This is a genomic window from Pseudomonas sp. 2FG, assembly GCF_005502935.1.
In the GTDB taxonomy this organism is placed as follows: Bacteria; Pseudomonadota; Gammaproteobacteria; order Pseudomonadales; family Pseudomonadaceae; genus Aquipseudomonas.
This window is the reverse complement of sequence record NZ_SCMP01000011.1, coordinates 44,481-62,237: the sequence shown is the minus strand read 5'-3', so window position 1 is coordinate 62,237 and position 17,757 is coordinate 44,481. Positions and strand designations below refer to the sequence as shown.

Genomic DNA, 17,757 nt, shown 5'->3' with positions numbered 1-17,757 from the left:
GAAACTTGCCAGCGTTTTTGGAGCGCTGCCGAATATCCAACCCCGCTGGTCAGACACCATGCCCAGTCTGCGGGCCGGCGGGCTGCCAGGGGGCGCCGAGTGGGGTATACTCGCCGGCTTTTCAGAAAGTTCCGCCTGCGAGTGCTGCCTACCATGGAAATCAACCCGATCCTTAACAGCATCAAGGACCTGTCCGAGCGCTCCCAGACCATTCGGGGGTATCTTTGACTACGATCACAAGCGTGATCGTCTGACCGAAGTCGAGCGCGAGCTCGAAGACCCGAACGTCTGGAATAACCCCGAGTACGCGCAAAATCTCGGCCGCGAGCGTTCGCTGCTGGCGCAGATCGTCGAGACCCTGGATGAGATGTCCGGCGGCCTGAGCGATGCCCGCGACCTGCTGGAAATGGCCGCCGAGGAAGAAGACCAGGCCGCCGTCGACGACGTCGCCGCGGAAGTCGAGCGTCTGCGCGCCTCCCTCGAGAAGCTGGAATTCCGCCGCATGTTCAGTGGCGAGATGGACCCGAACCACGCCTACCTGGATATTCAGGCCGGTTCCGGCGGCACCGAGGCGCAGGACTGGGCCAACATCCTGCTGCGCATGTACCTGCGCTGGGCCGACAAGCGCGGCTTCGATGCGACCATCATGGAACTCTCCGCCGGCGAAGTCGCCGGGATCAAGGGCGCGACCGTGCACATCAAGGGCGAATACGCCTTCGGCTGGCTGCGCACCGAGATCGGCGTGCACCGCCTGGTGCGCAAGAGCCCGTTCGACTCCGGCAACCGTCGGCACACCTCGTTCTCGGCGGTGTTCGTCTCGCCGGAAATCGATGACAACATCGAAATCGACATCAACCCGGCCGATCTGCGTATCGACACCTACCGCTCCTCCGGTGCCGGTGGCCAGCACGTCAACACCACCGACTCGGCGGTCCGTATCACCCACGTGCCGACCAACACCGTGGTCAGTTGCCAGAACGAACGCTCCCAGCACGCCAACAAAGACACCGCGATGAAGATGCTGCGGGCGCGCTTGTACGAGCAGGAAGTGCAGAAGCGCAACGCCGCCTCGCAAGCCCTGGAAGACACCAAGTCGGACATCGGCTGGGGTCACCAGATTCGCTCCTATGTGCTCGACCAGTCGCGGATCAAGGATCTGCGTACCAGTATCGAGAGAAGCGACTGCGTTAACGTGCTCGACGGTGATATCGATGAGTACCTTGTGGCCAGCCTCAAGCAAGGGCTGTAACCGTCAGTCCCGACTTAAGTCCCTCGTCCTGTTGGTGAGGGCACCGAACCTGTGATGGAAAATTTAAAGACATGAGCGACCAACAACTCGATCTGCATGAGCTGCAACAGGAAGAGAACAGCCTGATCGCCCTGCGCAAGGAAAAACTTGCCGCGGTGCGCGAACAAGGCCAAGCCTTCCCCAACGACTTCCGCCGCGACAGCTATTGCGCCGATCTGCAGAAAGCCAACGAAGGCAAGAGCAAGGAAGAGCTGGAAGGCGCCAAGATTGCAGTCAAGGTCGCCGGTCGCCTGATGCTCAACCGTGGCTCGTTCCTGGTGCTGCAGGACATGAGCGGGCGGATTCAGCTGTACGTCAACCGTAAGACCCTGTCGGCCGAGTTGCTCGAAGCGATCAAACATTGGGACCTGGGCGACATCATCGCCGCCGAAGGCACCCTGGCGCGTTCCAACAAGGGCGACCTGTATGTGGAAATGAGCGACGTGCGCCTGCTGACCAAGTCGCTGCGCCCGCTGCCGGACAAGCACCACGGCCTGACCGATACCGAAACCCGCTATCGCCAGCGCTACGTCGACCTGATCGTCAACGAAGACGTGCGCCAGACCTTCCGCGTGCGTTCGCAGGTCATCGCGCATATCCGCAACTTCCTCATGCAGCGCGACTTCCTCGAAGTGGAAACGCCGATGCTGCAGAGCATTCCGGGCGGCGCCGCGGCCAAGCCGTTCGAGACGCACCACAATGCGTTGGGGATGGACATGTTCCTGCGCATCGCCCCGGAGCTGTACCTCAAGCGTCTGGTGGTCGGTGGCTTCGAGCGGGTGTTCGAGATCAACCGCAACTTCCGTAACGAAGGCGTTTCGACCCGGCACAACCCCGAGTTCACCATGCTCGAGTTCTACCAGGCCTACGCCGACTACGAAGACAACATGGACCTGACCGAGGAGCTGTTCCGCGAGCTGGCCCAGTTGGTGCTCGGCAGCACGGACGTGCCGTACCAGGGCAAGGTGTTCCACTTCGGTGAACCCTTCGTGCGCCTGTCGGTGTTCGACTCGATCCTCAAGTACAACCCGGAGCTCAGCGCCGACGACCTCAAGGACCTCGACAAGGCCCGCGCCATCGCCAAGCAAGCCGGTGCCGATGTGAAGGGCTTCGAAGGTCTGGGCAAGCTGCAAACGATGATTTTCGAAGAGCTGGTCGAGCACAAGCTGGAGCAGCCGCACTTCATCACCCAGTACCCCTTCGAGGTCTCGCCGCTGGCCCGGCGTAACGACGACGATCCGAGCGTGACCGATCGCTTCGAACTGTTTATCGGTGGTCGTGAAATCGCCAACGCCTATTCCGAACTGAACGACGCGCAAGACCAGGCCGAGCGCTTCCAGGCCCAGGTGGACGACAAGGACGCCGGCGACGACGAAGCCATGCACTACGACGCCGACTTCGTCCGCGCCTTGGAGTACGGTATGCCGCCGACCGCGGGTGAAGGTATCGGCATCGACCGTTTGGTGATGCTGCTGACCGACGCCCCGTCGATCCGCGACGTGATCCTGTTCCCGCACATGCGCCCGCAGGCTTAAACAGTCGTCAATCAGCCGCCTTCGGGCGGCTTTTTGTTGTCTGTGTAAGGATCTATTCTGCTAAGGAAAGCTCCAAAACCTGAGTTTTTGTTTTATCGCACGAGAGGTAAGTTCAGTCGTGACCCGTCCCCCCCAAGACAGCGCTGCCAATGTGGCCAGTGCCGTCGCTGAAAGTGTTCAGTATCAAGGTCGCAAGGCCAGTCGGCAGGGTAGCGAACAGCGCCGTCAGGCGATTCTCGATGCGGCCATGCGCATCATTGTGCGTGAGGGCGTGCGGGCGGTGCGCCACCGCGCGGTGGCGGCGGAGGCTCAGGTGCCGCTCTCGGCAACCACCTACTACTTCAAAGATATCAATGACTTGATCACCGACACCTTCGCCCTGTTCGTCGAGCGCAGCGCGGCCGATATGGCTGCGTTCTGGGACGGTACCGAGGGTTTGCTGCTGGCGAAGGTCGGCGCACTGAATGGCAGTGTCGAGTCGCGTCGGCGTCTGGCTGACGATATCGCCGCTCTGGCGGTGGAATATGTGCGGCAACAGTTGCTGACTCGCCCCGAGCATCTGTTGGCCGAACGGGCTTTTCAGCAAGAGGCGCTGCTCAATCCGCGCCTGCATGAGCTGGTGCGTTCGCATCGGCAGATCCTGCTGCAGGGCGTTACGCACTTCTTCCAGGTGCTGGGTTCGCAACAGCCGGAGCAGGATGCCAAGGTATTGACGGGCATCATTGAGCGGATGGAATATCAGGGCCTGATCGATGGGGTCGAGCATCTGGATTGCGCCGACATGCTGGCCATTCTCAAGCGCTACATGTATCTGGTGCTGGGGCTCTGATCGCAGTCGAGAATCGAACCCCGCCGCGGCGGGGTTTGTCATATATATGGAATAACCTGCGTGGTTTTAACCCAGGTTAACTCAGGAGAAAGCCGGTGGTGATGGGCTGTTTAGAGTGGATCAATGCGGGGCCAAGCCAGCTTTCAATTGCGCATAGGCACCTGCCGGCGCGGTCTAGAAGCGTCCCCACAAGGAGAGCGAAATGAACGCCTGGCGTATGCTGCTCGCCTTGTCCTTCCTGCTGTTGAGCGGTTGCCTGGTCACCTTCAGAGATCCCATTCCCGCCAACGAAGCGGCGCCGATCCCGCTGCTCGGTGAGTGGACGCGCAAAAACGAGTGGGGCGAGCAGCTCTATCTCCAAGTCAGTCGTGCCGGCTCTAACGTCTACCAGGCTAAAACCTATGTGAACAGCCCGGACAACCTGGAAAGTCTTGAAGAATACGGTTTCACCGTCGCCCACCACGGCAGCCGCTGGTATCTCTCGGCCGGTTTGCCGAAGAGCATGGGCGCCAATTTCGCCATCGCCGGTTTCGAGCTGAGCAAAGACAACGAGCTGGTGCTCTATAACCTCGATATTGATCGGGTGCTGCAAGCGCTGGAACTCGGTGGCCTTGAAGGCAAGGCCGTGGAGACTCCCGAGGGCGACGGGGTGCTGGTCACCAGCACGCTGGATAAGGTGTTCGCCTATCTGGACGATCAGGCCAATTCCGACGTGTTTATCGAGGTGGCGCGTTACCAGCGCTCCGGCGAGTAAGAGCCTGTTCAAGATCGTCGCGAGCGCAGGTCAGGCAAGGCGAACACAGGCGAGGACGCGGAGTTTACGAGTTGTAAATGAGCAGTCCGAGCCTGTTTTCAACGCAGCGTGGTCAAGCGCAGCAGATGTTGAACAAGTTCTAAGGTTACCTTGGGGTAACCAGCCAGTGGTAATGACCAGTCCAGTGAGGGACAGATGAACAGTCACATAGTGCTCGACGACTACCAACAGGTGATTCGTGCATTATCCGATCGCCTCGTCGAGGCGCAGACGCCGATTCGCGTACTGGATGCGGTCAAGTGGGATGAGAGCATCCGCAAGGGCTTCCTCGATAGCAAAGGCAAGGAGCCGCCAGCGGTCGACCGGGCCTATTACGACGCCCGCCCATTGGCCTTCGATTCCGGCGCGAAGAAGCTGGAATTCCAGAACATCGAGCGCGATATCACCCGCCAGCTCGGCCAGTTCAACCCGGTCGGGCAGATCATGCGGCGCATGTGCAAGGAATATCGCATGGTCATCCGCATGCTCGAGGCGCGCGGTACGCCGGACTTCGGCCTGATCTCCCAGGAACTCTATGGTTCGGCTTCCGATGCCTTCCACGCCGGCGACCCGACCTTGGCCGACCTGGGCCTGATGTTTTCCGACTTTCTGAACAATATCGATGATCGTGGTGACCTCAAGGACGAGCCGAAAACGCTGACCGCCAAGGATGCCGTCGACCTGCTGCAACACCGCTTGAACAAGGTGTTCGGGGAAGAGGAGGGCACCATTCGGGTGTTCGAGTCCGACGGTATCCTCGCCGATGCCGCCGCCGGCGCCGACTACATCAAGGTGCGCGCCGATGCGATGTTCAACGAACGCGATGTGCGTGCGCTGGAGGTCCATGAAGGGCTGGTGCATGTCGGTACTACGCTGAATGGGCTGAATCAGCCGATCTGTACCTTCCTCGCCAAGGGCCCGCCATCCTCCACCGTGACCCAGGAAGGCCTGGCGATCCTGATGGAGGTGATCGCCTTCGCGTCTTATCCGACTCGCCTGCGCAAGTTGACCAACCGCACTCGCGCCATCCATATGGCCGAGGAGGGCGCGGACTTTTTGCAGGTGTTCGAGTTCTTCCGCGAGCAGGGCTTCGGCATGGAGGAGAGCTACGCTAACGCCAGCCGGGGGTTCCGCGGCTCAACCCCGAATGGCCTGCCGTTCACCAAGGATCTGTCCTATCTGAAGGGCTTTATCCTGATCTACAACTACATCCAGTTGGCGGTGCGTAAGGGCAAGCTGGAGCAGATTCCGCTGCTGTTCTGCGGCAAAGCCACCCTGGAAGACATGCGCACCCTCCGTCAGCTGGTGGATGAAGGGCTGGTGGTGCCGCCCAAGTACCTGCCGCCGCAATTTCGCGACCTCAATGCGTTGTCGGCGTGGATGTGCTTCTCCAACTTCCTCAATCACCTGAGCCTGGATCGGATCGAAGCCGACTACGCGAATATTCTGTAGCCGCTAGCGAAGAGCGGGCACCTAGGCTGGGTTTCGGCAAAAACGGCTCTACCCAGCCTGCAGAGACAGATACCCCCTGGAGCGACCATGCCCAGCGACCAGCTCGACTATGAAATTCTCGCTATTTCGGCCCGGACCGTGGAGGTGATCCGCGATCCGGGCGAGGCGGGGCTGATGGCCGCGCGCGGCCGAGGCGACAACTGATGCGCGCAGCGCTGCTGCTGGCGTTGCTGGTGCTGGGCGGCTGTAGCGCGCTGCTGTTCTACCCCGAAAAAGGTCAGCCCTTCACCCCAAACGTCGCCAAGCTGGAGTTTCGTGACGAGTTCCTGACGGCGGCTGACGGTACCCGCCTGCATGCCTGGTGGCTGCCGGCCAAGGCGGGGGTTGCGGTTAAGGGCACGGTGCTGCACCTGCATGGCAACGGTGGCAATGTCGCCAGCCATCTGGGCGGTAGTTGGTGGTTGCCGGCGCAGGGTTACCAAGTCTTGCTGCTGGATTATCGTGGCTATGGCCGCTCGGAAGGCGAGCCCAGTCTGCCGGGGGTCTATCAGGATATCGACGCCGCCTTCGCCTGGTTGCAAGAGGCGCCGCAGGTGCAGGGTAAACCCCTGGTGGTGCTCGGTCAGAGCCTCGGCGGCGCTCTGGCGGTGCACTACCTGGCCGGGCATCCGCCACAGCGGGCGCGCCTCAAGGCGTTGGTGCTCGATGGTGCGCCGGCCAGTTATCGCCAGGTCGCCCAGTTCACCCTGAACAACGCCTGGCTGACCTGGCCGTTGCAGGTGCCGTTGGCGTGGCTGGTGCCGGATGGCGACAGCGCGATCTATGCCATGCCACAGCTCAAAGGCCTGCCGCAGTTGATCTACCAGAGCATCGACGATCCGGTCGTGCCCCTTTCCAACGGGGTGCGCTTGTATCAAGCTGCGCGCCCGCCGCGGGTGTTCCAGCCGACCCGCGGCGGGCATGTGCAGACCTTCGCCGAGCCGATCTGGCGTCAAGTGATGCTGCTGTTTCTAAACGACCCGCAGGGCTTCACCGGTCTGCGGCGGTTGGCTGAAGTCCCTAATCCCGAGAGCCCGCAATAAGTGAAGAGCCCAATGAGCGAAGAACGCAACGCTATTCCCCTGATCATCACCGGCATCGGCAGCATTTTCGGCACCGTCGCGGTGCTTTGGTACTACGGCTACCTGCACTTCGCCAAACCGCAAGATGCCTTGTTGCTGGCCGACTTCACCATGCTCAAGACCGTGCCGGGCGAGGACTACAAGGTCTCGCTGACGCCGGCGCCCCAGGTGGCGCAGTGCATCGACGGCGTACTGGTGTTGTTCGATACTGAACGGAAGGGTTTGACGGGTGTGCTGGTGGATAATCGCAAGCAAGCGGTGCGGTGCCTGGGCCAGGAAACCCCGCAAGAGGTGAAATGAAGATCGAGATCTGGCAGGGCGATCTGACCACGCTCGAGGTGGATGCCATAGTCAATGCGGCCAATTCGAGCCTGCTCGGCGGGGGCGGTGTCGATGGCGCCATCCATCGCGCGGCGGGCCCCGAGCTGCTGGCGTACTGCCGCACTCTCGGGGGTTGTGCCACCGGTGCCGCGTGCCTCACGCCAGGCTTCAAGCTGCCGGCCCGCTACGTCATCCATACGGTCGGACCGGTCTGGCAGGGTGGTCGCCAGGGTGAGCCTGATCTGCTCGCCGCCTGCTACCGCAACAGTTTGGCGCTGGCCGAAGCCGAAGGTTTGCGCAGCATCGCCTTCCCGGCCATCAGCTGCGGCGTGTATGGCTATCCCCTAGAGCAGGCGGCGACTATCGCCGTTGCCGAGTTACAGCGTCTGCGCCCCGCCGACAGTTCCCTGCAAAGAGCCGTGCTGGTGGCTTTTTCAGGGGCGATGGCCGCGCTCTATCGCCGCTTGTTGGCGCTGGGCGAATAGCTGCTGAGACGGTTTACTCGTCCGATGCTGGGCTCAATGCTTGGCGCTGTCCTGTTGCTGGACCAACTCACGCAGGTATTTGCGTGACAGCGCGAGGAAGCGCGGCGTCAATCCAATGTCCTCATACAGCGGGTCACCCTGTTCGTCGGTGGCCACCACCTGGCTGCCTTTGACGTAGGGCAGGCTGGCTTCGAGCTCTTCCAGGGCGGCACCGAGCAACTCGCCGAGGAGTTCCTCGGGGTGGCGTTTGGGGTACATCTCGGTCAGCGCGGCGAGGCGCGCGGCGGACTCCAGATCCAGATGGATCTGGTAGAGGTTATTGGTCAGGCGGCCCTTGGCGTTCTGTTCCCAATGGCTAACGAGTTCGCGAATCTTCATAAACACCTCTTCCTGTGCTCACTCGTGGTGGGCGGTTGTTGAGCACCCGGACATCAGCCCGCCGGGTTGGTAAATCCTTATGGGACTTACCTTATTAGCCTAGTTCGCTCTAGGCTGGGAAAATGCCTTGCGTCGCGCACTTGTAAGAAGTTGGCGCGCTGGGCACTCTCTATCTTGGCGCCCATTCTCCTGAATGTTCGCCGCGGCGCTGCATCCCGGTGCCGGATGAGCCGCGGACTGGCTCCAGGGTTGTTGCAATTTCAGCTTCGGCGGAGAGCGCGGTCATGGCGGAAATCGACGCACGTTTGCGCGAGGACGTTCACCAGCTTGGCGAACTGCTTGGCGATTGCATCCGCGCTCAGCGTGGCGCGGTTTTCCTCGACAAGATCGAGCGCATCCGCAAAGGCGCCAAGGCGGCTCGGCAAGGCTCTGCCGATGGCGCCCAGCAGCTCACGACAACCCTCGACGAGCTCGGTGAAGACGAGTTGTTGCCGGTCGCGCGGGCTTTCAACCAGTTCCTCAACCTGGCCAATATCGCCGAGCAATACCACCATGTACGCCGGCGTGGGCCGAGTGAGCCGGAGCCTTTCGAGGTGCGGGTGTTGCCGGACCTGCTGGCCCGGCTCAACGCGGATGGCCACAGCGCCGAGGTGCTGGCCCGTCAGCTCGGCCGGCTGGATATCGAACTGGTGCTGACCGCCCACCCGACCGAGGTGGCGCGCCGCACCCTGATTCAAAAATACGACGCCATCGCCGCGCAGCTGGCGGCGCAAGACCATGGCGACCTGTCCGCCGCCGAGCGTGACCAGGTCAAACAGCGTTTGCAGCGGCTGATCGCCGAGGCCTGGCACACCGAGGAGATCCGCCGCAGCCGGCCGAGCCCGGTGGACGAGGCCAAGTGGGGCTTCGCGGTGATCGAGCACTCGCTGTGGCAGGCGCTGCCCAAGTTCCTGCGCGGCGTCGATACGGCACTGCATGCGGTCACCGGCCTGCGCCTGCCGCTGGAGGCCGCGCCAGTGCGTTTCGCCTCGTGGATGGGCGGCGATCGCGACGGCAACCCCAATGTCACCGCCGCCGTGACCCGTGAGGTGCTGTTGCTGTCGCGCTGGATGGCCGCCGACCTCTACCTGCGGGATGTCGATCAACTGGCTGCCGAGCTGTCCATGCAGCAGGCCAGCGATGAATTGCGGGTGCAGGTGGGCGTACATCCCGAACCTTATCGCACCCTGCTCAAGCAACTGCGCGAACGCCTGCGGGCCACCCGTGCCTGGGCCGAGGCGGCGCTGCAGGGCGAGCTGCCGGCGCCGCCCGCGGTGCTGCAGGACAACCGCGAGCTGCTGGCGCCGCTGCAGCTGTGTTACCACTCGCTGCATGAATCTGGCATGGGCACTATCGCCAATGGCCCGCTGCTCGACTGCCTGCGCCGCGCGGCCACCTTCGGCCTGTTCCTGCTGCGCCTGGATATTCGCCAGGACGCCGCCCGGCATGCCGCCGCGCTCGGCGAGATCACCGACTACCTGGGGCTCGGCCACTACGCCGAGTGGGACGAGGAGACGCGCCTCGCCTTCCTCCTGCGCGAGCTGGACAATCGTCGGCCGCTGCTGCCGGGTCAGTTCCAGCCCTCGGCGGACACCGCCGAAGTGCTCGCCACCTGCCGCGTGGTGGCGGCCGCGCCGGCCGCCTCGCTGGGCTCCTATGTGATCTCCATGGCCGGCGCCCCCTCGGATGTGCTGGCCGTGCAGCTGCTGCTGAAGGAGGCCGGCCTGCAACGCCCGCTGCGCGTGGTGCCGCTGTTCGAGACCCTGGCCGATCTGGATAACGCCGGCCCGGTGATCGACCGCCTGCTCGGTTTACCGGGCTATCGTGCACGCCTGCACGGCCCGCAGGAAGTGATGATCGGCTACTCGGATTCGGCCAAGGATGCCGGCACCACGGCCGCCGCCTGGGCGCAGTACCGCGCCCAGGAAACCCTGGTGGAGATCTGCCGCCAGCAGCAGGTCGAGCTGCTGCTGTTCCACGGCCGCGGTGGCACAGTCGGACGCGGTGGCGGCCCGGCCCATGCGGCGATCCTCTCGCAGCCGCCGGGCTCGGTGGCGGGGCGCTTTCGCAGCACCGAACAGGGCGAGATGATTCGCTTCAAGTTCGGCCTGCCGGATATCGCCGAGCAAAACCTCAACCTCTATCTGGCCGCGGTGCTGGAAGCCACCCTGCAACCGCCACCGGTGCCGAAGCCCGCCTGGCGCGAGTTGATGGGCCGGCTCGCCGCCGATGGTTTAACGGCCTATCGCGCGGTGGTGCGTGAGCATCCGCAGTTCGTCGAGTATTTCCGCCAGGCCACGCCGGAACAGGAGTTGGGCCGCCTGCCGCTCGGCAGCCGCCCGGCCAAGCGCCGCGAGGGCGGCGTGGAGAGCCTGCGGGCAATTCCCTGGATCTTCGCCTGGACCCAGACACGCCTGATGCTGCCGGCCTGGCTGGGCTGGGAAACGGCCCTGAACAGTGCGCTGACTCGTGGTGAAGGCGAGTTGCTGGCGCAGATGCGCGAACACTGGCCGTTCTTCCGTACCCGCATCGATATGCTCGAGATGGTCTTGGCCAAGGCCGATGCCGCCATTGCCCGGCTGTATGACGAGCGGCTTGTCGATGCCGAACTGCGACCATTGGGTGCGCAACTACGCGACCTATTGTCGCAGGCCTGTGCCGCGGTGCTCGGGTTGACCGGGCAGTCGGAGCTGTTGGTGCACAGTCCGGAGACCCGCGAGTCGATCAGCGTGCGCAACACCTACCTGGATCCCCTGCACCTGCTCCAGGCGGAGCTTCTGGCCCGTTCCAGGCTGCGCGAAAGTACCGTCGACAGCCCTCTGGAACAGGCCTTGCTGGTGAGTGTGGCAGGCATCGCCGCGGGCCTGCGTAACACCGGTTAAAGCCCCGGTTTATCCGACTTTAGGTGACTTGTGCGGTATCGGTGCGCTGTGTATCTTGGTCAACCTTTTGGCCGCTCAGTGCTGCCGGGACCTATTCAGAGATTGGCCCCATGAGGCGAATCCAAGGATTTCTATTTAAATCTTGAGGAGCACAGCGATGCGCGTGATTCTGTTGGGGGCGCCCGGTGCCGGCAAAGGTACTCAGGCTCGCTTTATCACCGAAAAATTCGGTATTCCGCAAATTTCCACCGGCGACATGCTGCGTGCGGCCGTCAAGGCTGGAACCGAGCTGGGTCTGCAGGCCAAAGGCGTGATGGAAAGCGGTGGTCTGGTTTCCGATGACCTGATCATCAACCTGGTCAAAGAGCGCATCAGCCAGGCCGATTGCGCCCAGGGTTTCCTGTTCGACGGCTTCCCGCGCACCATTCCCCAGGCCGAAGCCCTTGTAAAAGCCGGCGTCGAGCTGGACAACGTGGTCGAAATCGCCGTCGATGACGAAGAAATCGTTCAGCGTATCGCCGGTCGTCGTGTACACGAGGCTTCCGGCCGCGTTTACCACATCGTCTACAACCCGCCAAAAGTGGCTGGCAAGGACGATGCGACCGGCGAAGATCTGCTTCAGCGTAAAGACGATTCCGAGGAAACCGTACGTCATCGTCTGTCGGTCTATCATTCGCAGACCAAGCCGTTGGTGGACTTCTACCAGAAGCTCGCTGCAGCCCAAGGCAAGCCAAAGTACAGCCACATTGCGGGCGTCGGTACGGTCGAAGCGATCACCGACAAGGTACTTGAAGCACTGAGCTGATAAGTCGGCTCTGCTGCATCGACAACGGCCCGCTTGCGGGCCGTTGTCGTGTTCACCGTTCTGATAAGCGCTCGCTCGCACCTTTGACTGTTACAATTGCCGACCTTTTTTCCGACCGGAACCGCCGATGACCACCTTGCTGGCCCTGGATACCGCCACCGAAGCCTGCTCCGTTGCCCTGCTCCACGAGGGCAAGGTGCTCAGCCACTACGAGGTGATCCCGCGCCTGCACGCTCAGCGTCTGTTGCCGATGATCAAGGATCTGCTGGCAGAGGCCGGTGTCGCCTTGTCGGCGGTCGATGGCATCGCCTTCGGGCGTGGGCCCGGGGCTTTTACCGGGGTGCGTATCGCCATCGGCGTGGTGCAGGGGTTGGCGTTTGCCTTGGAGCGCCCGGTGCTGCCGATTTCCAACCTGGCGGTGCTGGCCCAGCGGGCGTTGCGTGAGCAGGGTGCTAACCAGGTGGCCGCGGCCATCGATGCGCGCATGGATGAGGTGTACTGGGGTTGCTATCGCCAGGAGCACGGCGAGATGCGTCTGGCCGGGCTGGAAGCGGTGCTGCCGCCGGAGCAAGCCTGCCTGCCGCGCGATGCCGCTGGCGATTGGTTCGGTGCCGGTACTGGCTGGGGCAGTTATGCGGCACGCATCCCCGTGGCCCTCAGAGGGTTGGACGCCGGTATGTTGCCGCACGCCCAAGACCTGCTGAGCCTGGCGCAATTCGCCTGGGCGCGCGGTGAGGCAGTGCCGGCGGATCAGGCGCAGCCGGTGTATTTGCGCGACAAGGTCGCCACGCCCAAGGCGCCGCACTAAGAACCTGTTCATGATCTGCTGCGTGTCGGCCATGCCGCGTTGAAATCGGGCTCAAAATGCTCATTTACTAGTTGTAAACTGCGCTAAGGTTCTGGCTTCCAGCAGCCGATCGGATGGAGCCTCACCATGCCAGCGCAAGTCAGCCGTGCCCACACCTTCAAGGCGTTGCACGAGCGCCCCGGGATCTTTGTGATCCCCAATCCCTGGGATGCGGGCTCGGCGAAGATGCTCGCGGCCCTTGGTTTCGAGGCCTTGGCAACGACCAGCGCCGGTCTGGCGTTCTCGCTGGGTCGAGCGGATGCCGAAGGCGCGATTTCCCGCGATGAGACTCTGGCCAATGCCCAGGCGATAGTCGCGGCCACGCCCTTGCCGGTCGCCGCCGATCTGGAAAATGGCTTTGCCGATGATCCGCAAGGCTGCGCCGAGACCATCCTGCGGGCGGCGGCTGTGGGCTTGGTGGGCGGTTCGATCGAGGATGCCAGCGGCCGCGCGGCTGCGCCGATCTACCCGTTCGAGCTCGCCGTCGAACGGGTAAAGGCGGCCGCTGCGGCAGCCCGTAGCTTGCCGTTTCCCTTCACGCTCACGGCACGGGCGGAAAACCTGCTGCATGGGCGCAACGATCTGGCGGATACCCTGCGACGCTTGCAGGCGTTCGCCGAGGCGGGGGCCGACGTGCTCTATGCCCCGGGCCTGCGTACGGCTGCGGAGATAGACGCCGTGGTGCGCGCCGTGGCACCGAAGCCGGTCAATGTGCTGATGGGGTTGTCCGGGCTGTCGCTGTCGTTGGAGGAATTGGCCGAGTTGGGCGTCAAGCGGGTGAGCGTCGGTTCGGCCTTGGCACGGGCGGCCTATGGCGCGTTTTTCCGGGCGGCGCAGGAGATACGCACGGAGGGCCGCTTCGGCTTTGCCGAGCAGGCGATTCCTTTTGCGCAGCTCAATGCGATGTTCAAGTCCTGACCAGGCTCTTAGCCTTTAACGCAGACAACCTGCTTAAGGCTATGGACGATCTCCACCAGGTCGGCTTGGGCGGCCATGACCTTCTCGATCGGCTTGTAGGCGCCGGGCGTTTCGTCGATGACCGCCTGATCCTTGCGGCACTCCACACCGGCAGTGGCGCGTTGATGGTCGGCCAGGCTGAAGCTGCGCTTGGCCTCGGTGCGGCTCATCAGGCGACCGGCGCCGTGACTGCACGAGCAGAAACTCTCCGGATTGCCCTTGCCGCGCACGATAAAGGATTGCGCGCCCATGCTGCCGGGGATGATGCCCAGCTCGCCGGCCTTGGCGCTGAGCGCGCCCTTGCGGGTGATCAGCAGCTCTTCGCCGAAGTGAAACTCGCGGGAGACGTAGTTGTGATGGCAGTTGACCGCCTCCAGCTGCGCCTCGAACGGGCGCCGCAGCTCGCCGCGCAGGGCCTCCACCAGCAGGCGCAGCATCAGCGTGCGGTTGCTGAGGGCGTAGTCCTGGGCCCATTCCACCGCCTGCACATAGTCATCGAAGTGCTGGCTGCCTTCCTTGAGGTAGGCCAGATCGGCATCCGGCAGGTTGCCCAGGGCCTTGCCCATGTCCTCCTTGGCCAGCTCGATAAAGCAGCGGCCAATGGCGTTACCGACCCCGCGTGAGCCCGAATGCAGCATCAGCCAGACCCTGTCCGCCTCGTCCAGGCAGACCTCGATAAAGTGGTTGCCGCCACCCAGCGTGCCCAGGTGCAGGCGGTTATTGGTCTTGGCCAGGTGCGGGTACTTCGCGGTGATCTGGGCGAAGCGTCTGGCCAGCAGCCGCCAGCTGTCATCCACCAGGTGCGGCGCATCCTGCCAGGCGCCGACGTCGTGGCGGCCGAAACTCTTGCCGTGGGGGATGGCCTCCTCGATGGCGCGGCGCAGGCCGGCCAGATGGTCCGGCAGATCGCGGGCATTCAGGCTGGTGCGCGCGGCCACCATGCCGCAGCCGATATCCACGCCGACCGCCGCCGGGATGATGGCGCCCTTCGTGGGAATCACGCTGCCGATGGTCGAGCCCTTGCCCAGGTGCACGTCCGGCATCACCGCCAGATGACCGTGGATAAAGGGCATGCGCGCGGTGTTGCGCAGCTGTTGCAGCGCCTGCGGCTCCACCGGCAGATCCTCGGTCCACAGTATGATGGGCTTGCCGCCCGGAACCTCCAGGCGTTGGTAGAGCGGGGCAGACATGGCGGCCTTTCCTTTGCGCTAGCCTTCAGGCCTCCAGTCTACGCCTGAGCACCTGCCAGGGCGTCGAGGATCTGCGCGGCGCGGTGCAGCCGGAAAGCGCCGGCTCTGGCAGAATGCCGCCCTAGCCGGCTATGGGTCGGGTTGAACAGTCTTTGAGCCTATTTCCCGATGAGTGACGCGTTGCAAAACACCAGAATCCGGGTGGAAGCCCTCGAGCCGGCCTATGCCGCGCAGGCCGCCGCCTGGGCCGAGCGCCTGGGTTTGCCGCTGCAGGGCGAGGCCGACTTTGCCCTGCAACTGGGCGCGGCGGGCCTGCAGTTGGCCGAGCTCGGCCCGCAGGCGCCGGGGCCGGTGCGGGTGGATTTCATCGAGGGCGCGGTCGCCCATCGCCGGCTGTTTGGCGGCGGCAGCGGGCAGATGATCGCCAAGGCGGTCGGCGTGCAGCCGGGCGTGCGCCCGCGGGTGTTGGACGCTACCGCAGGGCTGGGGCGCGATGCCTTCGTGCTGGCGAGCCTGGGCTGCGAGATGACGCTGATCGAGCGTCAGCCGCTGATCGCCGCCTTGCTGGAAGATGGCCTGGTCCGCGCCGCGCGGGATGCCGAGGTCGGCCCGATAGTGGCGCAGATGCGCCTGCTGGTCGGCAATGCCATCGAGCTGTTGTGCGGCTGGGAGGGTGAGGCGCCCCAGGTGATCTACCTCGACCCGATGTTCCCGCATCGCGACAAGAGCGCCTTGGTGAAAAAGGAGATGCGCCTGTTCCGCCCCCTGGTCGGCGACGACCTCGATGCCCCGGTGTTGCTCGAGGCGGCCTTGGCCCTGGCCAGTCACAGGGTGGTGGTCAAACGGCCGCGTAAGGCGCCCATCATCGCCGGGCCCAAGCCGAGCTATGCGCTGGACGGCAAGTCGAGTCGTTACGACATCTATCCGAAGAAGGCGCTCAAAGCTTAAGTCGCGCGCCTGGCCTGTTACAGGTGGGCCAGGGCAGGCGCTGGCCGCTCAGGGGTGGTAAGCCCTGACAAACAACTCCACCACCTCTTGCACATGCTGCTCGGCTTCTTCGCCTTGCTGCGGGCCGCAGCAGCCGATCAAAAGGCGGAAGTTGGCGCCGCCCTTGATCAGGCAGAAGAAGTGCTCGGCGGCGTTCACTGGCTTGTCGATGCGCAGCTTGCCGGCGGTGTCGGCCTTGCTCAGCAGGCGCTCCATCTCGGTCAGGATGCGCTGCTGGCCGGCGTCGAAGAAGATCTGCGCGAGTTTCGGGTCCTGGCGGCCCAGGGTCACCATCAGGCGATGCAGCTCGACCGATTCGCGGCTGTTGATCAGCGCATGAAAGCCGCGGCCGATATTCAGCAACACGGTCTCGATCGGCACCGCTTGCGGCAGCTCGAAGAACAACTCCGGCAACTGTTCTTCGCACTTGGACTTCACCGCGGCGGAAAACAAGGTTTCCTTGTCGGTGAAGTGGCTATACACCGTCAGCTTGGACACTCCCGCCTCGGCGGCGATGGCGTCCATGCTGCTGCCGTCATAGCCATGGCGCAGGAACAGGCTCTTCGCCGCCTCGAGAATGGCCTGGCGTTTGGCGGGATCTTTCGGGCGCCCCGGGCCACTGGCTGGTAACAGTTTGTTAGACATTTCGCGTTTTAATACTGGACTGGTGAGTTTGCTATTTTTACTATACCCATCAGTATAAGTATTCAACACCTTCTTTGCGAAAGGTCATTCATCATGTTCCGCCCTGCCTTGCCGCTCGCCCTGCCTGTCACTCTTCTCGTGTTGCTTGCCGCCTGCGGTAATGGCGAGCCGGCCCAGCCGTCGGTGCGTCCGGCCATGGTGGTGCAGCCGCAGCCGGCCGGTGAGGTGGTGGACACCTACCCCGGCGAGGTGCGCGCGCGTCTGGAGCAGGAGCTGGCTTTTCGCATCGGCGGCAAGGTAGCCAAGCGCCTGGTCGAAGTCGGGCAGCGGGTGCGCAAGGATCAGCCGCTGGCGGAGCTCGACCCGCAGGATGTACGCCTGCAGCTGGAGGCCATGCGTGCCCAAGTGGCGGCCGCCACGGCCAATCTGCAGCTGGTGCGGGCCGAGCGTGACCGTTACAAGACCCTGCTCGATCGCCAACTGGCCAGCCGCTCGCAGTACGACAACGCCGAGAACCTCTATCGCGCCGGCGAAGCACGCCTGAAGCAAGTCAAGGCCGAGTTCAATGTGGCTGACAATCAGGCGGGTTACTCGGTGCTGCGCGCCTCGCAGGCGGGGGTGGTCGCCAAGCGTCTGGTCGAAGTCGGTAATGTGGTGGCGGCCGGGCAGACGGTGTTTACCCTGGCGGCCGACGGCGAGCGCGAAGTGCTGATCAGCCTGCCGGAGCAGGCCTTCGAGCGCTTCAAGATCGGCCAGGTGGTGACGGTGGAACTCTGGTCGCAGCCGGGTCAGCGCTTTCCGGGGCGCATCCGTGAGCTGTCGCCCGCCGCCGATCCGCAGTCGCGGACCTTTGCCGCGCGGGTGGCCTTCAGCGAGGGCAAGGTGCCCGCCGAGCTGGGGCAGAGCGCCCGGGTGTTTGTCCCGGTCGAGGGTGCGGTGCCGTTGTCGGTGCCACTCTCGGCGCTGAGTGCGGAAAACGGTGCGCCGTTCGTCTGGGTGGTCGATCCCAAGGATTCCAAGTTGGTGCGTACCCCTGTGCGCATCGGCGCCTACGGCGAGCAGCGGGTGCCGATCCTGGAAGGCTTGCACGCCGACGATTGGGTGGTCGCCGCCGGGGTTCAGGTGCTGCGTGAAGGCCAGGTGGTACGGCCGGTGGATCGCGACAATCGCGCGGTCAAACTGGCGGCGCAGGAGTAATCCCGG

The 17,757-nt window shown here is 63.7% G+C and carries 17 protein-coding genes; 14 read left to right on the top strand and 3 right to left on the bottom strand.

Going from position 1 to position 17,757, the window contains the following annotated elements:
* The first annotated feature begins 153 nt into the window (after nt 1-153).
* The 8 genes from prfB to FFS13_RS12765 all read left to right on the top strand — a co-directional run bounded on the left by prfB (nt 154) and on the right by FFS13_RS12765 (nt 7,824).
* A protein-coding gene (gene prfB, locus FFS13_RS12800; RefSeq protein ID WP_137819478.1) for a peptide chain release factor 2 occupies nt 154-1,249 on the top strand; the annotation gives its coding sequence in 2 pieces (ribosomal slippage) (nt 154-225 and nt 227-1,249; 1,095 coding nt in all).
* 71 nt (nt 1,250-1,320) lie between these two features.
* Nucleotides 1,321-2,823 (top strand): lysine--tRNA ligase, encoded by a 1,503-nt coding sequence (gene lysS / locus FFS13_RS12795; protein ID WP_137819477.1) that lies wholly within the window; start codon nt 1,321-1,323, stop codon nt 2,821-2,823.
* A gap of 118 nt (nt 2,824-2,941) precedes the next feature.
* Nucleotides 2,942-3,652, top strand: a complete 711-nt coding sequence (locus tag FFS13_RS12790) for a TetR/AcrR family transcriptional regulator (RefSeq protein WP_137819476.1) — start codon at nt 2,942-2,944, stop codon at nt 3,650-3,652.
* Nucleotides 3,653-3,854: 202 nt separating this feature from the next.
* Entirely contained in the window at nt 3,855-4,406 is a 552-nt protein-coding gene (locus FFS13_RS12785) for a hypothetical protein (RefSeq protein ID WP_137819475.1), read from the top strand.
* 195 nt (nt 4,407-4,601) lie between these two features.
* Nucleotides 4,602-5,897, top strand: coding sequence for a flavohemoglobin expression-modulating QEGLA motif protein (locus FFS13_RS12780; protein ID WP_137819474.1), 1,296 nt, complete (start codon nt 4,602-4,604; stop codon nt 5,895-5,897).
* Between the two features lie 203 nt (nt 5,898-6,100).
* Nucleotides 6,101-6,979 (top strand): alpha/beta hydrolase, encoded by an 879-nt coding sequence (locus tag FFS13_RS12775; protein WP_137819473.1) that lies wholly within the window; start codon nt 6,101-6,103, stop codon nt 6,977-6,979.
* A 12-nt stretch (nt 6,980-6,991) separates the two neighbouring features.
* On the top strand, nt 6,992-7,318 hold the full coding sequence (locus FFS13_RS12770; protein WP_137819472.1) for a hypothetical protein: 327 nt from the start codon (nt 6,992-6,994) through the stop codon (nt 7,316-7,318).
* Nucleotides 7,315-7,824 carry an O-acetyl-ADP-ribose deacetylase gene (locus FFS13_RS12765; protein ID WP_137819471.1) on the top strand — a complete coding sequence of 170 codons (510 nt, stop codon included), beginning with the start codon at nt 7,315-7,317 and terminating at the stop codon, nt 7,822-7,824. Before FFS13_RS12770 ends, FFS13_RS12765 begins: the two co-directional genes overlap by 4 nt.
* 33 nt (nt 7,825-7,857) lie before the next feature.
* Here FFS13_RS12765 and FFS13_RS12760 read toward each other — a convergent pair whose 3' ends face one another.
* Entirely contained in the window at nt 7,858-8,202 is a 345-nt protein-coding gene (locus FFS13_RS12760) for a pilin assembly protein (RefSeq protein WP_137819470.1), read from the bottom strand.
* A 284-nt stretch (nt 8,203-8,486) separates the two neighbouring features.
* Here FFS13_RS12760 and ppc point away from each other — a divergent pair, with 284 nt between their 5' ends.
* The 4 genes from ppc (at nt 8,487) to FFS13_RS12740 (ending at nt 13,693) form a co-directional block, all read left to right on the top strand.
* Entirely contained in the window at nt 8,487-11,123 is a 2,637-nt protein-coding gene (gene ppc, locus FFS13_RS12755) for a phosphoenolpyruvate carboxylase (RefSeq protein WP_137819469.1), read from the top strand.
* Between the two features lie 157 nt (nt 11,124-11,280).
* Nucleotides 11,281-11,928: an adenylate kinase gene (adk, locus tag FFS13_RS12750; protein WP_137819468.1), complete on the top strand. Its 648-nt coding sequence runs from the start codon at nt 11,281-11,283 to the stop codon at nt 11,926-11,928.
* A gap of 127 nt (nt 11,929-12,055) precedes the next feature.
* Nucleotides 12,056-12,736, top strand: a complete 681-nt coding sequence (gene tsaB, locus FFS13_RS12745) for a tRNA (adenosine(37)-N6)-threonylcarbamoyltransferase complex dimerization subunit type 1 TsaB (RefSeq protein ID WP_137819467.1) — start codon at nt 12,056-12,058, stop codon at nt 12,734-12,736.
* 126 nt (nt 12,737-12,862) lie between these two features.
* Nucleotides 12,863-13,693, top strand: coding sequence for an oxaloacetate decarboxylase (locus tag FFS13_RS12740; RefSeq protein ID WP_137819466.1), 831 nt, complete (start codon nt 12,863-12,865; stop codon nt 13,691-13,693).
* An 8-nt stretch (nt 13,694-13,701) separates the two neighbouring features.
* Here the strand turns inward: FFS13_RS12740 and FFS13_RS12735 are convergent, their stop codons facing one another.
* Nucleotides 13,702-14,922, bottom strand: coding sequence for an RtcB family protein (locus FFS13_RS12735; RefSeq protein WP_137819465.1), 1,221 nt, complete (start codon nt 14,920-14,922; stop codon nt 13,702-13,704).
* Nucleotides 14,923-15,102: 180 nt separating this feature from the next.
* Between FFS13_RS12735 and FFS13_RS12730 the strand changes: the two genes are divergently transcribed.
* Nucleotides 15,103-15,870 (top strand): class I SAM-dependent methyltransferase, encoded by a 768-nt coding sequence (locus FFS13_RS12730; protein ID WP_371922956.1) that lies wholly within the window; start codon nt 15,103-15,105, stop codon nt 15,868-15,870.
* 48 nt (nt 15,871-15,918) lie between these two features.
* Here FFS13_RS12730 and FFS13_RS12725 read toward each other — a convergent pair whose 3' ends face one another.
* On the bottom strand, nt 15,919-16,554 hold the full coding sequence (locus FFS13_RS12725) for a TetR/AcrR family transcriptional regulator (RefSeq protein ID WP_137819463.1): 636 nt from the start codon (nt 16,552-16,554) through the stop codon (nt 15,919-15,921).
* Between the two features lie 93 nt (nt 16,555-16,647).
* Here FFS13_RS12725 and FFS13_RS12720 point away from each other — a divergent pair, with 93 nt between their 5' ends.
* On the top strand, nt 16,648-17,751 hold the full coding sequence (locus FFS13_RS12720; protein WP_137819462.1) for an efflux RND transporter periplasmic adaptor subunit: 1,104 nt from the start codon (nt 16,648-16,650) through the stop codon (nt 17,749-17,751).
* The last annotated feature ends 6 nt before the right edge of the window (nt 17,752-17,757 follow it).